General features: G+C 72.9%; 19 protein-coding genes and 1 pseudogene. 10 read left to right on the top strand and 10 right to left on the bottom strand.

Translation table 11 applies throughout. The features are described from left to right. Positions 1-47: 47 nt before the first annotated feature. On the bottom strand, positions 48-674 hold the full coding sequence (locus K7472_RS00100; protein ID WP_222972767.1) for a YigZ family protein: 627 nt from the start codon (positions 672-674) through the stop codon (positions 48-50). Between the two features lie 117 nt (positions 675-791). Between K7472_RS00100 and K7472_RS00095 the strand changes: the two genes are divergently transcribed. Next, on the top strand, positions 792-1,280 hold the full coding sequence (locus K7472_RS00095) for a CoA-binding protein (RefSeq protein ID WP_222972766.1): 489 nt from the start codon (positions 792-794) through the stop codon (positions 1,278-1,280). A 32-nt stretch (positions 1,281-1,312) separates the two neighbouring features. Beyond that, positions 1,313-1,909, top strand: coding sequence for a GNAT family N-acetyltransferase (locus tag K7472_RS00090; protein ID WP_222972764.1), 597 nt, complete (start codon positions 1,313-1,315; stop codon positions 1,907-1,909). Here the strand turns inward: K7472_RS00090 and K7472_RS00085 are convergent. Both K7472_RS00085 and K7472_RS00080 read right to left on the bottom strand, forming a co-directional pair. Then, positions 1,804-2,355 (bottom strand): YbaK/EbsC family protein, encoded by a 552-nt coding sequence (locus K7472_RS00085; RefSeq protein ID WP_222972763.1) that lies wholly within the window; start codon positions 2,353-2,355, stop codon positions 1,804-1,806. The genes K7472_RS00090 and K7472_RS00085 overlap by 106 nt on opposite strands. 35 nt (positions 2,356-2,390) lie before the next feature. Next, positions 2,391-2,963, bottom strand: coding sequence for a helix-turn-helix domain-containing protein (locus tag K7472_RS00080; protein WP_222972762.1), 573 nt, complete (start codon positions 2,961-2,963; stop codon positions 2,391-2,393). Between the two features lie 136 nt (positions 2,964-3,099). Here K7472_RS00080 and K7472_RS00075 point away from each other — a divergent pair. Beyond that, a pseudogene (locus K7472_RS00075) lies at positions 3,100-3,962 on the top strand (EamA family transporter). A 53-nt stretch (positions 3,963-4,015) separates the two neighbouring features. On the opposite strand, the gene K7472_RS00070 reads toward K7472_RS00075, so the two are convergent. Further along, positions 4,016-4,825 (bottom strand): acyltransferase, encoded by an 810-nt coding sequence (locus K7472_RS00070; RefSeq protein WP_222972761.1) that lies wholly within the window; start codon positions 4,823-4,825, stop codon positions 4,016-4,018. Between the two features lie 42 nt (positions 4,826-4,867). Between K7472_RS00070 and K7472_RS00065 the strand changes: the two genes are divergently transcribed. After that, a complete protein-coding gene (locus tag K7472_RS00065) occupies positions 4,868-5,419 on the top strand; it encodes a gamma carbonic anhydrase family protein (RefSeq protein WP_222972760.1) in 552 nt (183 codons plus the stop codon). Between the two features lie 111 nt (positions 5,420-5,530). On the opposite strand, the gene K7472_RS00060 is transcribed toward K7472_RS00065, so the two are convergent. Beyond that, positions 5,531-6,205 (bottom strand): DedA family protein, encoded by a 675-nt coding sequence (locus tag K7472_RS00060; RefSeq protein WP_222972758.1) that lies wholly within the window; start codon positions 6,203-6,205, stop codon positions 5,531-5,533. A 181-nt stretch (positions 6,206-6,386) separates the two neighbouring features. Further along, positions 6,387-7,187: an ArsR/SmtB family transcription factor gene (locus tag K7472_RS00055; RefSeq protein ID WP_222972756.1), complete on the bottom strand. Its 801-nt coding sequence runs from the start codon at positions 7,185-7,187 to the stop codon at positions 6,387-6,389. Positions 7,188-7,317: 130 nt separating this feature from the next. Between K7472_RS00055 and K7472_RS00050 the strand changes: the two genes are divergently transcribed. Both K7472_RS00050 and K7472_RS00045 read left to right on the top strand, forming a co-directional pair. Beyond that, positions 7,318-8,781, top strand: coding sequence for an MFS transporter (locus K7472_RS00050; RefSeq protein ID WP_222972753.1), 1,464 nt, complete (start codon positions 7,318-7,320; stop codon positions 8,779-8,781). A 188-nt stretch (positions 8,782-8,969) separates the two neighbouring features. Continuing rightward, entirely contained in the window at positions 8,970-9,245 is a 276-nt protein-coding gene (locus K7472_RS00045) for a hypothetical protein (RefSeq protein WP_222972751.1), read from the top strand. Between the two features lie 169 nt (positions 9,246-9,414). On the opposite strand, the gene K7472_RS00040 is transcribed toward K7472_RS00045, so the two are convergent. Beyond that, positions 9,415-9,867, bottom strand: coding sequence for a DUF4442 domain-containing protein (locus K7472_RS00040; RefSeq protein ID WP_109449247.1), 453 nt, complete (start codon positions 9,865-9,867; stop codon positions 9,415-9,417). A gap of 82 nt (positions 9,868-9,949) precedes the next feature. Here K7472_RS00040 and K7472_RS00035 point away from each other — a divergent pair, with 82 nt between their 5' ends. Both K7472_RS00035 and K7472_RS00030 read left to right on the top strand, forming a co-directional pair. Next, positions 9,950-11,137, top strand: a complete 1,188-nt coding sequence (locus K7472_RS00035; protein WP_222972749.1) for a DUF8017 domain-containing protein — start codon at positions 9,950-9,952, stop codon at positions 11,135-11,137. Positions 11,138-11,305: 168 nt separating this feature from the next. Next, the gene (locus K7472_RS00030; protein ID WP_308013699.1) at positions 11,306-12,742 is read left to right on the top strand and encodes a purine-cytosine permease family protein; all 1,437 of its coding nucleotides are present in this window, start codon (positions 11,306-11,308) and stop codon (positions 12,740-12,742) included. Between the two features lie 6 nt (positions 12,743-12,748). Here K7472_RS00030 and K7472_RS00025 read toward each other — a convergent pair whose 3' ends face one another. Together K7472_RS00025 and tuf are read right to left on the bottom strand one after the other, a co-directional pair. Further along, a complete protein-coding gene (locus K7472_RS00025; protein WP_222972745.1) occupies positions 12,749-13,648 on the bottom strand; it encodes a spermidine synthase in 900 nt (299 codons plus the stop codon). 79 nt (positions 13,649-13,727) lie between these two features. Beyond that, positions 13,728-14,897, bottom strand: a complete 1,170-nt coding sequence (gene tuf / locus K7472_RS00020; RefSeq protein ID WP_222972742.1) for an elongation factor Tu — start codon at positions 14,895-14,897, stop codon at positions 13,728-13,730. Between the two features lie 419 nt (positions 14,898-15,316). Here tuf and K7472_RS00015 point away from each other — a divergent pair, with 419 nt between their 5' ends. Then, a complete protein-coding gene (locus K7472_RS00015) occupies positions 15,317-16,000 on the top strand; it encodes a TVP38/TMEM64 family protein (protein WP_222972740.1) in 684 nt (227 codons plus the stop codon). Between the two features lie 18 nt (positions 16,001-16,018). Here the strand turns inward: K7472_RS00015 and K7472_RS00010 are convergent, their stop codons facing one another. Beyond that, complete coding sequence (locus tag K7472_RS00010; protein ID WP_222972739.1) at positions 16,019-16,636, bottom strand: flavin reductase family protein; 618 nt, start codon at positions 16,634-16,636, stop codon at positions 16,019-16,021. 343 nt (positions 16,637-16,979) lie between these two features. On the opposite strand from K7472_RS00010, the gene K7472_RS33340 reads away from it, so the two are divergent. Beyond that, positions 16,980-17,375: a recombinase family protein gene (locus K7472_RS33340; protein WP_222972737.1), complete on the top strand. Its 396-nt coding sequence runs from the start codon at positions 16,980-16,982 to the stop codon at positions 17,373-17,375. The last annotated feature ends 374 nt before the right edge of the window (positions 17,376-17,749 follow it).

The following is a 17,749-nucleotide window of genomic DNA, read 5'->3' as shown; positions in this document are numbered from 1 at the left end:
GCACGCGCCGGTCTCCTCGCACCGCGCACCGCCCACCGCGCGCCGGCTCAGACCGTCCCGTACGCCTCCCCGCCGAGGTCGAACGTCGCCGTGCCGGCGCTCGCGTCGGCGAGCCAGGAGCGGAAGGCGTCGAGGTCCGCCTCCGAGAGGCCGACCTCGATGGCGACCGCCTCGCCGTAGCGGACAGCGCGCACCGCGCGGCCGGTGGAGCGCAGGTCGTTCTCCAGGCGGCCCGCCAGGGCGTGGTCCACCTTGACGGTGCCGAGCCGGTACCTGCGCCGGGTGACGGTGCCGAGGGTGTCCAGCGCCTCGCCGACCGCCCCGCCGTACGCGCGGATCAGCCCGCCCGCACCGAGTTTCACGCCGCCGAAGTACCGGGTGACGACGGCCACCGCGTAGCGGATGTCGCGGCGCATCAGCATCTGGAGCATCGGCACCCCGGCCGTGCCGCCGGGCTCGCCGTCGTCGCTCGCCTTCTGCACGGAGGCGTCGGCGCCGATGACGTACGCGAAGCAGTTGTGGTTCGCGCCCGGGTGTTCGGCACGGACCCGGCGGACGAAGTCCTGGGCCTCGTCCTCGGTCGCCGCGGGCGCGAGCGCGCAGAGGAAGCGGGACCGGTTGACCTCGGTCTCGTGCACGCCCTCATGGGCGACCGTCTCGTACTGCTCCTGCATCGTCCCAGCGTAATTCGTCATTTCGGGTGACGCGGCGCCGGGAATGGCCAGGGCGCGCGGTTCGTTTTCCGGGCGTGGAGAGATGAGGGACATACCTGTGGGGCTGGAGGAAGCGACATGAACGGGACGGACGGACGCCAAGGGGGACGCGGGGGCGGCGTTCCCGGGCAGGGTCACGGTTTCGGCGGCGACGAGGACGGGACCGTCCGCAGGATCCTCACCGCGACCGGCGACACCTGGGCGGTGGTGGGGCTCTCCGGCAACGAGCGGCGCGCTGCGTACGGCGTGGCCCGGACGCTCCAGCGGTACGGCAAGCGCATCGTTCCGGTGCATCCGAAGGCGGAGACGGTGCACGGCGAGCGCGGCTACGCGTCGCTGGCGGAGATACCGTTCCCGGTCGACGTGGTGGACGTCTTCGTCAACTCCGACCTGGCCGGCGGCGTCGCGGACGAGGCGGTCGCGATCGGCGCGAGGGCGGTCTGGTTCCAGCTGGGCGTGATCGACGAGGCGGCGTACGAACGGACCCGTGCCGCGGGCCTGGAGATGGTCATGGACCGCTGCCCGGCCATCGAGATACCCCGGCTGGGCCTGCCGGAATCCGGCTGACGACCGACCCTCCGGGAGGTTACCGTCCGGGCATGCACACGGTACGGAGCGCGGGGCCCGCGGACGCGTCGGAACTCATGCGGTTGCGACGGCTGATGTTCGAGGCGATGAACGGCCATGCCGAGCACGGGCGTTGGGAGCGGACCGGCATCGAGCTGATCCGGTCGATGCTCGCCGCCGCCCCCGGCGAGCCGTCCACCCCTCGCCTCGGCGCCTTCGTGGTGGACGCAGGGCCCGGCGCGGGGCTCGCCGCCTGCGCGGTCGGGACGGTCGAGCAGCGCCTGCCCGCGCCCTCGCACCCGACCGGCCGGTTCGGCTTCGTCTTCAACGTCTGCACCGATCCGGCGCACCGCGGCCGCGGCTACGCACGGGCGACGACCGAGGCGTTGCTGTGCTGGTTCGCCGAGCAGGGCGTCACCCGGGTCGACCTGCACGCGACGGCGGAGGCGGAGGGCATGTACCGGGTGATGGGCTTCGCCGAGCACTCGACGGCGCTGTCGCTGGACGTGTCGGGGTGGGCCGCTCAGCCGCCGAGTCCTTCCAGCACGACGGCGCCGGGCAGTGCGGCCAGCGCCTCGCCGGGTACGAGCAGCTTGCCGCGCCGCCTGCCACTGCCGACCACCACGTAGGGGGTGGACGTGACCGCGGCGTCGATCAGCAGCGGCCAGTCGTCCGGGAGCCCGATCGGGGAGATGCCGCCGTACTCCATTCCCGTCTCGCCCACCGCGGTGTCCATCGCGGCGAACGAGGCCTTGCGAGCGCCGAGATGGCGGCGGACGAGTCCGTTGACGTCGGCGCGGGTGTGGGCGAGGACGACGCATCCGGCGAGCGTGACGTCCTGGCCCCGCTTGCCCGCGACGACGACGCAGTTGGCGGACTGCTCGGGCGGCACCCCGTAGACCTCGCCGAAGACCGCGGTGTCGGCGTTGGCCGGGTCGGTGTCCACGTACCGCACCCGCTCGACGGGGACCGGACCGGGCCAGGCGCGCAGGACGGCGGCGACCGGCGGCGCGAGGAGGTCGAGGCACTCGGTGGCGGGCGGGGCTTCGTCGAAGTCGCCGATGGGTGCGGGCATGCCCCGCACGCTAACAGCCGCCGTGCTCACCGGAGTCAGCGCGGCGCGGGCACGGAGATCGCCATGGTCATCTCGGCAGGTTCCGGTCCTGCGTTGTGGTAGCCGTGCGGGCCGCTCGCCTCGAAGCTCGCGGTGGTGCCCGCGGGGACGAGGTGCTCCTCGCCGTCCACCACGAGGGTGAGGACGCCCGCGTCCACTCTGATCAGTTCGGTCGTGCCGGCCGGGTGCGGGTCGGAGTCGTGGCCCTCCCCCGGCATGATCCGCCAGGACCACATCTCCAGCGGGCCCGGTGCCTCGGCTCCCGCCTGGAGGGTGCCGTGGCTGCCGGCCGGGGTCTCCCAGAGCCGCAGCGCCCGGTCGGCCGGGACCAGGCGCACGGTGGGGCTGTCCGCGTAGTCCAGCAGGCGGGCGATGCTCAGACCGAGGGCGTCGGCGACGCGGACGACCGTGCCGATGCTGGGGTTGGTGCGGGCCTGCTCGATCTGGATGATCATGCCGCGGCTCACCCCCGACCGGCCTGCGAGGGCGTCGAGCGAGTATCCGCGTTCCTGGCGCAGCCGCTTCAGGTTGCGCGCGAGCGCCTGCGCGACCACATCGAGATCCGGCACCTATCATCCCCAAGATCGCAGATCGGACCGTGCACACGCCCACGCTGGTGCAATATTTTGTATGGCGTAATGCACGCCATTGCACTACCGTGGAGTGCACTCCATCGTTCATCACACTGTACTGCGAGGTTGTCCCGTGACCGCGGTCTTCGCTCTGGCCACCAGCCTGCTCTGGGGTTTCGCCGACTTCGGCGGCGGGCTGCTGACCCGACGCGTTCCGGCGCTGACCGTCGTCGTGGTCTCGCAGGCCGCCGCGGTCGTGGTGCTGGGGGCGGTGGTGCTGGGCACGGGCGGCTGGAGCGAGGCGGGACCCCGGCTGTGGTTCGCGGTCGCGGCGGGCGTGGTCGGCCCGGCGGCGATGCTGTGCTTCTACCGGGCGCTGGCCCTCGGTCCGATGGGCGTGGTCTCGCCGCTGGCGACGGTCGGCGTGGCGGTGCCGGTCGGGGTGGGTCTGGCGCTCGGGGAGCGGCCCGGGCTCGTCCAGTACGCGGGCATCCTGGTCGCCGTGGTTGGCGTCGTACTGGCCGGTGGCCCCCAGTTGCGCGGCGCGCCGGTGCAGCGCAGGACCGTCGCGCTGACGCTGACGGCGGCGGTGGGGTTCGGCGCGGTGATGGCACTGATCGCCGAGGCGTCGGTGAACGTGACCGGGCTGTTCCTCGCGCTGTTCGTGCAGCGCCTGTGCAACGTGGCGGTCGGCGGCACGGCGCTGGCGGTCTCGGTCCGGCGGGGCGCGCCCGCGCTGCCGGACGGCGGGCTGTCCGAGGTGGTCCGCAGAATGCCCGCGCTCGCCTTCGTGGGCCTCGCCGACGTGGCCGCCAACGGGTGCTACGCGCTCGCGGCGCGCAGCGGCCCGGTGACCGTCGCCGCGGTCCTGGCCTCGTTGTATCCCGTGGTGACGGCGCTGGCCGCGCGCGGGGTGCTCAAGGAACGACTGCTCGTACTGCAGGCCGCCGGGCGGGGCTCGCGGTGGCGGGGTCGGTGCTGCTGGCGGCGGGCTGACACGCCCGCCGCGCGGAAGTCCGGCCCTCGCTCGCGGAAGCCCGGTCCTCGCTTCAGGAGCCCGCGGGGGCTGCGCTGTCCACGTCGGAGGCGTCCGCTCCCGCGTCCCGTTCCGCCTCCTTGAGCTGGGCTTCCTCCAGCTCCGCGAGGGCCGCGAGTTGCGCTGCCGTGATGCCGTCCGGCAGCGGCACGGGGGCGGGGGTGCGCAGCGGGGGCTGCCAGCCGTCGGCCGGATCCCACCGGCGCACGACCCGGGCCGGTGCGCCGGCCACCACCGAGTGGTCCGGGATCTCGCCGCGTACGACCGCGCCGGCGGCGACGGCCACGTTGCGGCCGATGCGGGCGCCGGGCAGGACGACGGCGCCCACGCCCAGCCAGCTGCCCGCGCCGATCTCCACCGGCGCGCTGCGCGGCCACTGGTGGCCGATCGCCTGCTCGGGGTCGTCGTAGGAGTGGTTGTCGCTGGTCACGTAGACGTACGGGCCGCAGAAGACGTTGTCGCCGAAGACCACGGACTCCGAGGCGACCACGTGACTGCCGCGCCCGAGCACCACGCCGTCGCCCAGCCGCAGCAGGGGCTCGGGGCCGAACTCCTGGCCCGGCATCATCCCGACGGTCAGCGTGACCTGCTCGGCGATGATGCAGCACGCCCCGAGTTCGATCCAGCGTTCGCCGAAGATCGTGCCCTGCGGATAGGCCAGCCGGGTCCCGGCGCCGATGCCCGCGAACGCGTAGGGGCCGGGGCGTTCGGCGCTGATCGACGCGGTCTCCCGCACCCAGCGGTCGGCCCGGTGCACCAGCCGCGTGGCGGCCCGGCGGCGCCACGCGGTCAGGGATGAGAACACGTTTCTGTTCTTCGGCACCCGCACACCGTACGCCAGCGCCTCCGCGCTACGGTGACCCGCATGACGGACAAGGCACTGGTAGCGGCCGTGGCGGGACGTGCGCCCGCGGTGGACCCCGAGGCGTTCACCGCGCCGACGTCGGTGGTGGTCGGCGAGGTGGCGATGGCGGCCGGGTCCAGCGCCTGGTACCACGCGGTGCTGCGCGGCGACTGCGAGCGCGTCACCATCGGCGCCGGCAGCAACATCCAGGACAACTGCACCGTGCACGCCGATCCCGGCTTCCCCGCGGTCGTGGGCGAGCGGGTCTCGGTCGGCCACAACGCCGTGCTGCACGGGTGCGTGGTGGAGGACGACGTGCTGATCGGCATGGGTGCCACCGTCCTCAACGGAGCCCGGATCGGCGCCGGTTCGCTCGTCGCGGCCCAGGCGCTCGTCCCGCAGGGGACGCAGGTGCCGCCCGGTTCGCTGGTCGCGGGCGTCCCCGCCAAGGTCAGGCGGCAACTGACCGACGAGGAGCGGGAGATGGTGCGGATCAACGCGGAGCACTACGTGGGACTGGCGCGTGCGCACCGCGAGGCGATGGAGGACGCGCGGGAGACGCCGCGGGCCTGAGCGGCGCAAGCGAAGGCCCGGACCGCGAAAGGCCCGGGCCCACGACAGAGGTCGGGGCGCTTTGCCCAGGCCGACCCCGCCCGCGTCACTCCGTCACGCCGACCGCCTACGTCACTCCCCCACGCCCACCCTCCGCGTGCGGTGTTCGTCGCTGTCGTCGCCGTCGTCCTCGCCGTGCCGCCCGGCGGCCTTCGCCTTCGACCGGCGCCAGGCGATCGCCACGCCCGCCGCGATGGCCACGAGGGCGGCGGCCAGGCCCACGTAGGAGATGTCCTTGAGCCACTTCTCCGCGACCACGCCCACGTAGTAGACGGCGGCCGTGGTGCCGCCGGCCCAGGCGATGCCGCCCAGCAGGTTCGCCGTGAGGAACTTCCAGTACGGCATGCGCAGCACGCCCGCCAGTGGTCCGGCGAAGATCCGCAGGAAGGCGATGAACCGGCCGAAGAAGACCGCCCACATCCCCCAGCGCTGGAAGGACCGTTCGGCCTTGGCAATGTGGTCGGGGCCGAAGTGCTTGGGGAATCTCCGCCCCAGCCGTTCGAAGATCGCCTTGCCGTACCGGTGGCCGATCGCGTAGCCGATGGAGTCGCCGATCACCGCGCCCACGACCGCGGAGGCGCCCACCGCGAGCGGGTCGACGGTATGGCCCACCGCCAGCAGCGAGGCGCTGACCAGCACGATCTCGCCCGGCAGTGGAATGCCGAGGCTCTCCACCCCGATGACCGCGGCCACCACCACGTAGACCACGACCGGCGGAATGTGCTGGAGCCACTCCTGTACGTGCAAGGCCGCTTCCTCCCTGGTCACCGGGCCTCGCGCGCCCGGACCGCCGACGTCCCGGCGGCTCGGTGCCGCGGCGCCCTCCCGGCGTACGGCCGGTCGTCCGGAAGCCTAAGCGAACGCGGTACGTACCGGAAACGCACGGGACGCCGCACAAGTGCCCCTCAAGCGCGGCCCGACACCCGTTTCAGGCGCGGCCCGACACCCGTTCGGGCGTGTCCCAGTCCTCGGCGAGGCCGAAGGCGCTCACCAGCCCCTCGCGGCCGGCGTCGGTCACGCGCACCACCCGCCGCGCCTCTCCCCGCCTGATCCACTCCAGCGCGAAGAACCGCCCGGTCAGGGCCGCGCCCAGTGCGCCGGAGAGGTGGTGGCGCTGCTCGCTCCAGTCGACGCAGTAGCGGATCACGGGCCCGCGGCGCGGGAGCCGGCCGGGATCGACGCCGAAGTCGGCGAGGAATCGGTGGCCCTCGGGGGTGACGCGGTAGTGGGCGTCCTGCCCGGGCGCGGACGGCCGGTCGTGGTCGGCGCGTTCGGGACGGTAGACGCCGTCGCCGCCGGTGAGCACGCCGCGTTCCAGCAGGGCGTCCATCAGCGCCACCCCGAGCCGCCCGGCGAGGTGGTCGTAGCAGGTGCGGCAGCGGCGCAGCTGGGCGGCGCGGGTTCCCTCCCGCAGCGACCGCACCGTCTTGGGCGGGGCCACCCGGGCCAGCGCCTCCAGCACGTCGGAGACGTCGGGGCCGCTGAGCCGGTAGTAGCGGTGGCGCCCGTGGCTGGCGACGGTGACGAGTCCGGCCTGAAGCAGCCTGGCCAGGTGCGCGCTCACCGTGGAAGGGGACACTCCTGCCTCGGCGGCCAGGACGCTCGCGGGCAGTTGCCGCCCGTCGCCGAGGGCGAGCAGCACTCGCACCCGCGAGGCGTCCCCGAACACGGCGGCGACGGCAGCGACGTCTGCCTCGCGCTCCACCCGGTCGGCGGTGTTCGTGTCCATTCCTCCAGCGTAGGCGGCACACGTTTCGACGGGGACCGAAGCGTGCCGGGACCGGGCGGCGTGGCGTGCGCCGAGTCGAGGCGCCCATGCTTCGGGCCGGGGCGAAGCGTCCCGGCGCCATCGTGGTCCCATGACCACCGCACGAGAACACGACCGCACTCCCCCGCGTACGACGCCCCGGCCGGACGGCCGCGAGCCCGCGCCCTGGCTGCCGCTGCTGGCGGTCTCGCTGGGGTTCTTCATGGTGATCCTCGACGTCACCGTGGTCACCGTGGCCGTGCCGTCGATCGGCACCGCGCTGCGCGCCGGGTCCTCGTCGCTCCAGTGGATCGTGGACGGCTACACGCTGGTGTTCGCCTGCCTGATGCTGCCGTGCGGCGCCTTGGGCGACCGCTTCGGGCACCGCCGGGCGTTCGTCGCGGGACTGCTGGTGTTCGGCGCCGCCTCGGCGGCCTGCGGGGTGTCCACGACGGCCACCGCGTTGGTGGCGGCCCGGCTGGCGCAGGGGGTGGGCGCGGCGCTGATGGTGCCCGCCTCACTCGCCCTGCTGCGCGCCGCCTATCGCGAACCGGCCGCCCGGGCAAGGGCGTTCGGGGTCTGGGGCGCGGTGTCCGGCCTGGGTGCCGCCGCCGGTCCGCTGGTGGGCGGGCTGGCCGTGTGGGGACTGAGCTGGCGTGCGGTGTTCCTGGTCAACCTCCCGTTCGCCCTGCTGGCGCTGGTGCTGACCCGGCGGTACGTGCCGTCTCCCGGCCCGGATCGCGGTGCGCGCGTCGCCGTGGTCCCGCAACTGGCGTGCGTGGCGGGGCTGGCCGCGGTGACCGGTGGACTCAACGAGGCCGGTGCGCGCGGCTGGTCGGACCCGCTGGTGCTGGGCTGCCTGGCCGGCGGCGTGCTGAGCCTGGGGTGCGCGGTGCCGTCGGCGCGGGGCGGCGCACGGCGGCGTGGCGAGCGGGCGGCCAGGCGGTGGCGTCGGGAACCGGTGCGCGGGGAACGGGAATCGCGGCGGGAGCGGGCCCGGCGGCTCGGTCTGTCGGGCGGTTGCACGGTCGGCCTCCTGCTGAACCTCGGCTTCTACGGGCTGCTGTTCCTCGCCACGCTCTACTTCCAACGGCAGCGCGGCTACGGGCCGTTGGACGCGGGGCTCGCGCTGCTGCCGATGTTCGTGGTGATGGCCGGGTCGTCCTTCGTCTCGGGGAGGCTCGCGGCGCGTACCGGGCCCAGGCTGCCGATGACGGCGGGACTGCTGACCGGCGCCGCGGGGCTGGCCGGATGGCTGCTCGCCGGGCCGCACACGCCGTACGCGGTGCTGGTGGCGCCGATGGCGTTGTCGGGGCTCGGCACGTCCTTCGCCATGCCCGCCGCGACGACCGCGGTGATGGAGTCCGCTCCGGACGGACGCAGCGGTGCCGCCGCGGCCGGTCTCAACGCCGCCCGCCAGGTCGGCAGCGCCCTCGGCGTCGCCCTGTTCGGCAGTGTCGCGGCGAGCCGCCCGCTGGCCGGGCTGCACCTGGCGGCCCTGCTCGCGGCCGGTGCCTTCTGCGTCGCGGCCGTGACCGCCGCCGGCACGGCCCCGGGCCGCCCGGAACCCGGATGACCAAACCCGGGAGGCGGCCGGACGGCAGATATGCGCAAAACCCTCCGGCAGTCCAACGGAAGGCGGCCATCGGGATGAAGAGCCCAGGAAACAGGCATATGCCCACCCCGCAGGGGTGACAGTCAGTGGCGTGCGTACCGCACCCGCCGCTGCCAGGCGACGGGTCGCACACACCTCTTGGAGGCCACGTGTCCCGTTCTCTGCCCCGTGCCGTCGCCGCCGTCGCCGCCGCTGCCGCGATCACGCTGGGCGGCGCAGGCGTCGCCAGCGCGAACAGCCTGTGGCACCACCCCTGCCACAAGCCGAAGCCCGTTCACCACAACTGCCACCAGCGTGGTGCCAAGGGTTGGGCCGGCTTCATCGCGGGCGACCACGTCGCCATCAACGACCCGGGTGACCACCTGGTCGCCGACAGCATGTACGGCGCCGGCTCGGGCTTCAGCGCCTGGGACAACCAGGACTGAGCGAGCCCCAGCGGTCCACAGCGGCCACCCGGTGCTCCCCGCCGGGTGATCGGGGAACAAAAAGTGCAGAGCGAGGCCCGTGTCCGCCGGTCGGCGGGCACGGGCCTCGCCCGTGGAACGTGTCGTACTGGCCCGTGAAGGACCCTGCCGCACGCGGGAGTCGGCGCGCTCAGGAGTTGGGGCGCAGCGTCCAGACGATGTGCATCTCGCCGCTGACGGCGCCGTCCTCGCGGGTGATGGCCACCTCGACGGGGAACTCGGGGCGCTCCCCCGCGTCGAGCTGCGCGACGACCTCGCCGATCGGGCGGCCCAGGGTGGCGGTCGCGGTGACCACGCCCTTGGCGACCTTCTTGAACGCGATCTCGGACCGCACGGCCAGCGGCACGGCACGGCTCAGCTGATCGCCGAAGGCGGCCAGCACGATCGCGCCGCTCGCCGACTCGGCGAGGGTGAACATCGCGCCGGCGTGCGGGCCGCCGATGTGGTTGTGGTAGTCGGGCTGGTCGGGCAGCCGCAGAACGGCACGCTCGGGGGTGGTCTCGACGTACTCCAGGTTGAGCGTACGGACCATCGGCACAGTGGCCGTCAGCAGCTCGCCGATCGACGGCAGGGTGTCAGACATGGCCGCATGTTACCAATGAGTAGCCACGGTGTCAGGGGGCGCCCGTGGCCGGAACCGCCCGGGCCCCGTAAGGTCTGGCGCCATGTGGCCCGGAGAACAGCAGCCCGAGGGACAGCAGCGTCCGGAGGGGAACCCCCAGTCCGACCCTCAGTCCAATCCCCAGTGGAACCCGCAGGGTCCCCCGCCCCCGCCGCCCGGCGGCGCCCAGCCCCCGTACGGCGCCCCCGCCCAGGGCCCGCCGCCCCAGGGACCGTCTCCGTACGGGCAGCCCCCGCAGGGCTTCGGGCCGCCGCCGCAGCCCGGCTACGGTCAGCCGCCGCAGGGCCCGCCTGCGCAGGGCCAACCGCCGCAGGCGCAGCCGGGGTTCGGGCCCACGTACGGCTACCCCCAGCAGCAGCCGCAGCCGGGCTACGGCGGCGGCTACGGGCAGCACTCGCAGTGGGGTGCGCCGTCCGGGCCGCCGACGACACCGCTCAAGCCGCCCGGTGGCAACCGCGGCCGCACCGCCGCCATCGCCGTCACGGCTGCCGTCGCGGTGATCGCGGCGGGCGTGGGCGCCGTGTTCCTGCTCGGCGGAGGCCACAAGAAGGCCGAGGCCAAGGCACCGGCCTCCGCGTCGGCGTCCACCCCCGCCGCCGCGAATCCGGCGGACCCGCAGCCGAGCGACCCGGACGACGCGGGCCCGCGCGGCAGCGGCACGGACGTCAAGCCCGTGGTGCCCGGCTGGCAGGTCGTGGCGAACGGCGACCGCAAGGTGGCCTTCGACGTGCCGCCGGGCTGGCAGATCCCGAGCGAGGACACCGTCATCGGCTTCGAGGACGAGAAGGGCAATCCGGCGGTCAGGGCCGACAGCCCCGCCCAGTACAAGAACGGGTGGTGCGGCGACCAGGACAACAGCCTGGCGGGCACCGGCACCAACGGCATCTCCGGCGCCAAGAGCGTCTCGGGCGCCGCCCAGGACATGGCCGCGCAGTGGGTGTACTACGCCTTCGCCGACCTCAAGGCGAAGGACAAGGGCAAGCTGGCCTACAGCGCGGCGAAGCCGTTCAGCAACTCCCACGGCATCAAGGGCTACGTGGCGACGGCGACGGAGACGTCGGTGCCCAAGTCCAACAAGTGCGCGACGGACGGCACCGCCTACGACATCACCTGGCTCGGCAGCGACAACCAGCTCGACGAATGGGTGCTGTGGACCTCGACGGGCGTGTCCGGCGCCGTCCCGCCGCAGACCGTGCAGACCATCGAGCAGAGCCTGCGCACCATCCCGTGACGCGCTGATCCACGTGGCCGGAACCGATCGGGGCGGCCAACTGCCGTACGCCGCCCCGATCTTCCTCGCCCAAGCCGTCCACACCCCTTGACCTGCGGGCTCCGACACGAATGAATGTGCCTCCATACGTGCTTCATCCGTGCTGGGTCCTCGCGCAAGGAGGCGGCGGTGGCGACATCCGAGCCACGGGTCACAGGTTGTGAGACCCGTTCGATCGACTACGTTCCGCTGGCGGAGCGGCATGGCAAGCTGTGGCACCTGGGGCCGCTGTGGTTCATGTCGAACGCGCAGATCGCCACCCTCGCGGTGGGGCTGACCAGCATCACCACCGGCGGCAACCTCATCTGGTCGCTCATCGCGATCGTCGCCGGCACCCTGCTGGGCACCTTCTTCATGGCGTTCCACTCCGCCCAGGGGCCGCAGCTCGGTCTGCCCCAAATGATCCAGTCCCGCCCGCAGTTCGGCTACGTCGGCGCCCTGCTGGTGTGGCTCTTCGCGTACGTGCAGTACGCGGGGTTCAACGTCTTCAACACCATCCTGGCCGGTCAGGCGATGGGAAAGACGGCGCACGGCAACGTGAAGACGTGGGTCGTCGTCATCACCCTGATCGCCCTGGTCATCGCCCTCGTCGGCTACGACATCATCCACCGCGCCGAGCAGTTCCTCACGTACGCCTTCCTGCTGATCTTCGGTGTGTTCACCGTCGGTGTGCTGTGCACGTTGCACTACCCGGCGGGCTCGTTCGACCTGGGCGGCTTCAAGTGGACGCCGTTCCTCGCCCAGTTCGGGGTGGTCGCCGGTTACCAGATCAGCTGGGCCATCTACGTCTCCGACTACTCGCGCTACCTGCCGCCGGGTGTGACGGTGCGCAAGACGTTCTACTGGACGTACTTCGGCTCGGCGCTCGGCGGCGCCTGGCTGATGATCCTCGGCACGCTGCTGGCCGCCTGGGCGGGCAAGGACTTCGACACCATCGCCTCCATCAACGCGGCGGGCGACAAGGTGTTCGACGGCTTCGGCGCGGTCGTGCTGGTCTTCGCCGCCCTGGGGCTGGTGTCCGTGACCGCGCTCAACATGTACGGCGGCTCGCTCACGTTGATCAGCGCCTTCGACTCGTTGCGCAAGGTGCGGCCGACGCTGCGGATGCGAGTGCTGACGCTCGGCCTCACCGCGGCGCTGTCGGTGGTCGGCGCGCTGGCCGCCACCTCGCACTTCCTGGCGGACTTCAACAACTTCCTGCTTCTGGTGCTCTACCTGTTCATCCCGTGGACCGCGGTCAACCTGATGGACTACTACGTGGTCAGGCGCGGCCACTACGTCATCGCCGAGATCTTCAACCCCCGTGGGATCTACGGGCGTTGGGGGTGGCGCGGCATCGTGAGCTACTTGGTGGGATTCGCGGCCATGACGCCGTTCTTCGCCGTCGGCACCCTCTACACCGGTCCGGCCGCGAAGGCGCTGGGCGGCGCGGACATCTCGCTGTTCATCGGTCTTCCGGTCTCCGGACTCCTGTACTGGTGGCTGGCCCGCTCGATCGACGTGGAGACCGAGACCCGGATGGCGCGTGAGGAAGGGGAAGCGGGAATCCACCTGGAGCAGGCGTGACCGGCCTCATCCCACGCGGAACGCGCCCTTGGGCGGCTCGGGGGACGCGACCGCCGTGTCGTCCGCGACCGGCCGGGCCCCGGCCGCGAGCCGCCTGAGCGCCGCGCCGTGCTCGACGCGGGCCGGGAAGACGTCGGAGGCCGCGCTCCTGGCCAGCTCGGCGATCGGCAACTCCCCGTGGCCCGCGACGAGGACGGCGTTGCCGAAGCGGCGTCCGCGCAGCACGGCGGGCTCCGCGAGCAGGCAGGCGTGGGAGAAGACCGCCGAGACGGTGGCGATCTGCGGGCGCAGGAAGTCGAAGGGTGCCGCGTCGGCGAGGTTCGCCAGGTACAGCCCGCCGGGTCGCACGACCCGGGCCGCGTGGCGCGCGTACTCCAGCGACGTCAGGCGGGCGGGCACCCGGGAGCCGCCGAAGACGTCGGCGACGACGACGTCGGCGCAGGCGTCGGGTGCCCGCTCGATCCAGTCGCGGGCGTCGGCGTGGTGCGTGGTGACGCCGGCCGCCGCGTCCAGCGGGAGGTGTTCCGTCACCAGCCGCAGCAGGCCCGCGTCGGCCTCGACGGCGTGCTGGCGCGATCCGGGGCGGGTGGCCGCCACGTAGCGGGGCAGGCAGAGCGCTCCGCCGCCCAGGTGTGCCACGTCCAGCGGGCGGCCGGGCTCGGCGGCGGCGTCCAGCGCGAACGCCAGCCTGCGGACGTACTCGAACTCCAGGTGCCCGGGGTCGTCGAGGTCGACGTACGACTGCGGGGCGCCGTCGACCGTCAGCAGCCAGGCGCGCGGCCGGTCGACGTCGGGCAGCAGCCTGGCCGTGCCGAAGTCCACCTCCCGGACGACGGGGGTGCGGGTGTCCTCGGGGGTGCGAGGGTCTTCGGGGGTGCGGGGGTCGTCCGCGCCGGTGGCGTCCACGGGACCATTCTCCGGCACGTGCCCGCGGCCGCCGCTCCCACCGCCCGTTCGTACGGACGGTGGGAGCGGGCGGGTGCCGTCAGCCGACGGCGGTCACGGTGCCCGCACCGACGGTACGGCCGCCCTCGCGGACGGCGAAGCCGAGGCCCGGCTCCAGCGGCACCGGCCGCCCCAGCGTCACCGTCATCTCGACGGTCTCGCCGGGCCGCGCGACCCCCGCGACGCCGAGGTCCACGTCCCCGACGACGTCCGCGGTCCTGATGTAGAACTGCGGGCGGTAGCCGCTGCCGATCGGGGTGCGCCGCCCGCCCTGCGCCGCGGGCAGCACGTACACCCGGGCGGTGAAGCGGTCACCCGGCTCGACGCTGCCGGGCGCGGCGACCACGTGCCCGCGCCGCACCGTCTCGCGTTGCACCCCGCGCAGCAGCAACGCCACGTTGTCGCCCGCCTCGGCGGACTCCATGGGCTTGCCGAAGGTCTCCAGGCCCGTGACGACGCTCTCGATCCCGGCGCCGAGCACCTCGACCCGGTCGCCGACCCGCACGGTGCCGCGCTCGACGGCACCGGTGACGACCGTGCCGCGACCGGTGATGGTCAGCACGTTCTCCACCGGCATCAGGAACGGCGCGTCGGTGTAGCGCGTCGGCACCGGCACGAACGTGTCCACCGCGTCGAGCAGCGCCTCGATCGCCGCCGTCCACCGCGGGTCGCCCTCCAGCGCGCGCAGCCCGGAGACCCGCACCACCGGGGTGGTCTCACCCGGATACCCCTGGGCGGTGAGCAGTTCGCGCACCTCCAGCTCGACCAGGTCGGTCAGCTCAGGGTCGCCCGCGTCGGCCTTGTTGAGCGCGACGACGACGTGCTCGACGCCGAGCTGGCGGGCGAGCAGGACGTGCTCCGCGGTCTGCGGCATGATCCCGTCCAGCGCCGAGACCACCAGCACCGCGCCGTCGAGCTGGGCGGCGCCGGTGATCATGTTCTTGACGAAGTCGGCGTGTCCGGGCATGTCGACGTGGGCGTAGTGCCGGGTCTCGGTCTCGTACTCGACGTGCGCGATGTTGATGGTGATGCCGCGCGCGGACTCCTCCGGGGCCTTGTCGATGCGGTCGAACGGCACGAAGCTGCCGGTGCCGCGGTCGCTGAGCACCTTGGTGATGGCGGCGGTCAGCGTGGTCTTGCCGTGGTCGACGTGGCCCATGGTGCCGATGTTGAGGTGCGGCTTGGTGCGCACGTACGCCTGCTTGGGCATGGTTCCTTCCCGGAATTCCGAAGTGTGACGGCGAACCCCTGGAGCCCGTCCGACCCTCCCCCTGCGGGGTCCGCGGAATGTCCGGGAAGGGTCAGCTTCGGGCGCCGTCGGCTGCGTACGCGGCCACGTGGGCGGCGGGGTACGCGAGGGCGGGTGCACCGGGGTGCACGGCCGCGGGTGCGGCGGCGGGGTCCGGGTCCGGGAGGGACACGACGGCAGCCCGCGGCGAGTCCGCGACTGCGGACGTGGCGGCGATGGCGTACCGGGACATGGCGTCAATGATCGTGCGCGGGGCGGCGGTTGGCGAACGGTTTTCGGCGCGGGCGCCCGCTGGATCGGCGCAGGCGCCCGCTGGATCGGCGCGGGCGCCCGCGGACTCGGCGTCGGGGGCGCCGGGCGTCCGCCGCTAAGCTGCCGGGGTGCCTGTCGCCGTCGCCCTTCCGCCCTCCCGGGTCCGTGTCCGCGCCCACGCCCTCGTGCGGCTGGGGCTGCTGGTGGCCCTGCTCGTGGCGGCGTCGGTGGCGGTCCTGGTCTGGCATCCGCAGCGGCTGCTGGGCGCGGGTGGCCCGGTGCGACTCGTGTGCTTCACGGTGGTGTACGCGGTGTGCACCGTGGCCTTCGCACCGCGCCCGCTGCTGAACCTGGCGGCGGGGGTGATGCTGGGAGCGGAGGCGGGCACGGTGGCCGCGGTGGCCGGAACGGTGCTGGGCGCGGGGGCCGCGTTCTGCCTGGGGCGGCTGCTGGGCCGCGAGGCGCTGCGTCCGTTGCTGCGGGGGCGCCTGCTGCTGGGCGCGGACCGGCAGTTGAGCGAGCACGGGCTGCGCAGCACGCTGGCGATGCGGCTGCTGCCGGGCGTGCCGTTCGCGGCGGCGAACTACTGCGCCGCGTTCTCCCGCATGCGGTGTGTGCCGTTCCTCGTGGGAACGGCGCTGGGCAGCGTGCCCAACACGATGGCGTACGTCGTCGCGGGCAGCCGCGCCGCCTCCCCCGGCTCCCCCGCCTTCCTGATCGCGCTGGCGGTCATCGCGGTACCCGCCCTGCTCGCGCTCCCGGTCGCCCGCAGCGCCCGCGTCCGCGCGTGGCTGGCGCGGGCGCGGCGCTGAGGGGCGGTCGCCGGAGGGTTACTCGGCGCGGTGGCCGGGCCAGTCCGCGTAACGGATGCGGGAGATCTCCAGCACGTCGCCGAGGGTGCCCCACTCCTCCTTGCCGAGCCTGGTCAGCGGTCGCATCAGGCGGATGTCGGGCTGCCCGTCGGTCATGACCGCCTCGGACACGGCGGCGTGCACGACGCGGCCGAAGACGACGGTGGAGTCGCCGAGCCGGACGGTGCTGTGCAGGACGCACTCCAGCGCCACGGGCGAGGCCGCCACCCGGGGCGGCTTGACCCGGCTGCTGGGCTCCCGGGCGATGCCGACCTCGTCGAACTCGCTGACCCCGTGCGGGAAGTCGGTGCCGGTGGCGTTGACCTGCTCGAAGAGGTGCTCCGGTGCGAGGCTGACCACGAACTCCCCGGTCTCCTCGATGTTGCGCAGGGAGTCCTTACGGCCCACGGAGGAGAACTGCACGATGGGCGGACTGACGCACGCCACGTTGAAGAAGGAGTGCGGGGCGAGGTTCGCCGCTCCCGTGTCCGGGTCCACCGTCGACACCCAGGCGATCGGCCGGGGCACCACGACGGCGGTCAGCAGCTTGTAGAAGGAGTTCCTGTCCAGGACCTCAGGATCAAAGTCAACGCGCATGAGGCCCAGTATCCACGCAGGTGGCCACGCACCCCAACGACAGATCGCACCAGCGGCGGCTGGAAGGCGACCGGTACCGGAAGCCACGAACACCGGAGCTGAGATCCACCGTGCCCACGCACACTTTGTGGAACGAACCAGACATCCCCGCCCAGGCCGTGGGCCGCCGCATCACCCTCAACCTCCACGACCAGCTGTCAGCCCTCCTGCCGAAACGCCCAGGCACCTACCTGCGCATCTCGTCCGACCGCTACGGACTGGAAGCAGGCGTGGACCGCCAGCACAGGGCCCTTTCGCCAAGATCTACCGGGAGAACGACACCCCCGCCTTCAAGAAGCGCAAGGTGATCCGACCCGACGGCACGATCGACTGGGTCGTCATCCACCCCAAGTTCCGCCAACTCCTCGCCGACCTCGCGGCCGGAGCCATCGACGGCGTCACCTTCTACGACCTGGACCGCCTCATGCGGCAGCCCCGGGACCTGGAAGACCCGATCGACATCATCAAGTACGTCCAGCGCCCAGCCGTCGGCCCGACCAGCGGCCGCATGAACCCGATCAACGACAGCGACCACCACATGGCCCGCCCAGCCGACAAGACCGCCGCACCTCAGACCTGCAAAGACGGAAGCAGGCTGGCAGAGTACCGACGTTATGGGAGACGGCATCCGAGCGAGGGCAAAATGCGCCTATTGCCCGTTTCTCTAGAGGCGAGCAAAAACAGGCACCCACCGGACTAAACTTGCTGGCCAGGCCCTGTGCTCCCCGCGCCCGCGGGGTTGGTCCCCATCCAAGCCGTCGGGGTCGGGCTTAGAGATGGTGCTCCCCGCGCCCGCGGGGTTGGTCCCAAGGTCGGGCCTTCCCCTGGTCAAACGCTTAGGTGCTCCCCGCGCCCGCGGGGTTGGTCCCGCATCTCGCCGAACCCTCGGACCACAGGCCATCAACAAGGCCTCGTTGTCGTCCTGTTCGGTCATGGAAGGCGGAGAGTACCCTTCCCCGCTTAGAACTCCTAACGAAATGAGATGAAGGATTGCCTCAGGTCGGGCGAAGATGGCTCGGTACTCGCCAACGGAAGGGCAGCTATGGGCGACAGCCTCCCGAGGGAGCTCATCTT

Origin of the sequence: Streptantibioticus parmotrematis, from assembly GCF_019890615.1 — a bacterium.
In the GTDB taxonomy this organism is placed as follows: domain Bacteria; phylum Actinomycetota; class Actinomycetes; order Streptomycetales; family Streptomycetaceae; genus Streptantibioticus_D; species Streptantibioticus_D parmotrematis.
This window is presented reverse-complemented; position numbering and strand designations above follow the sequence as displayed.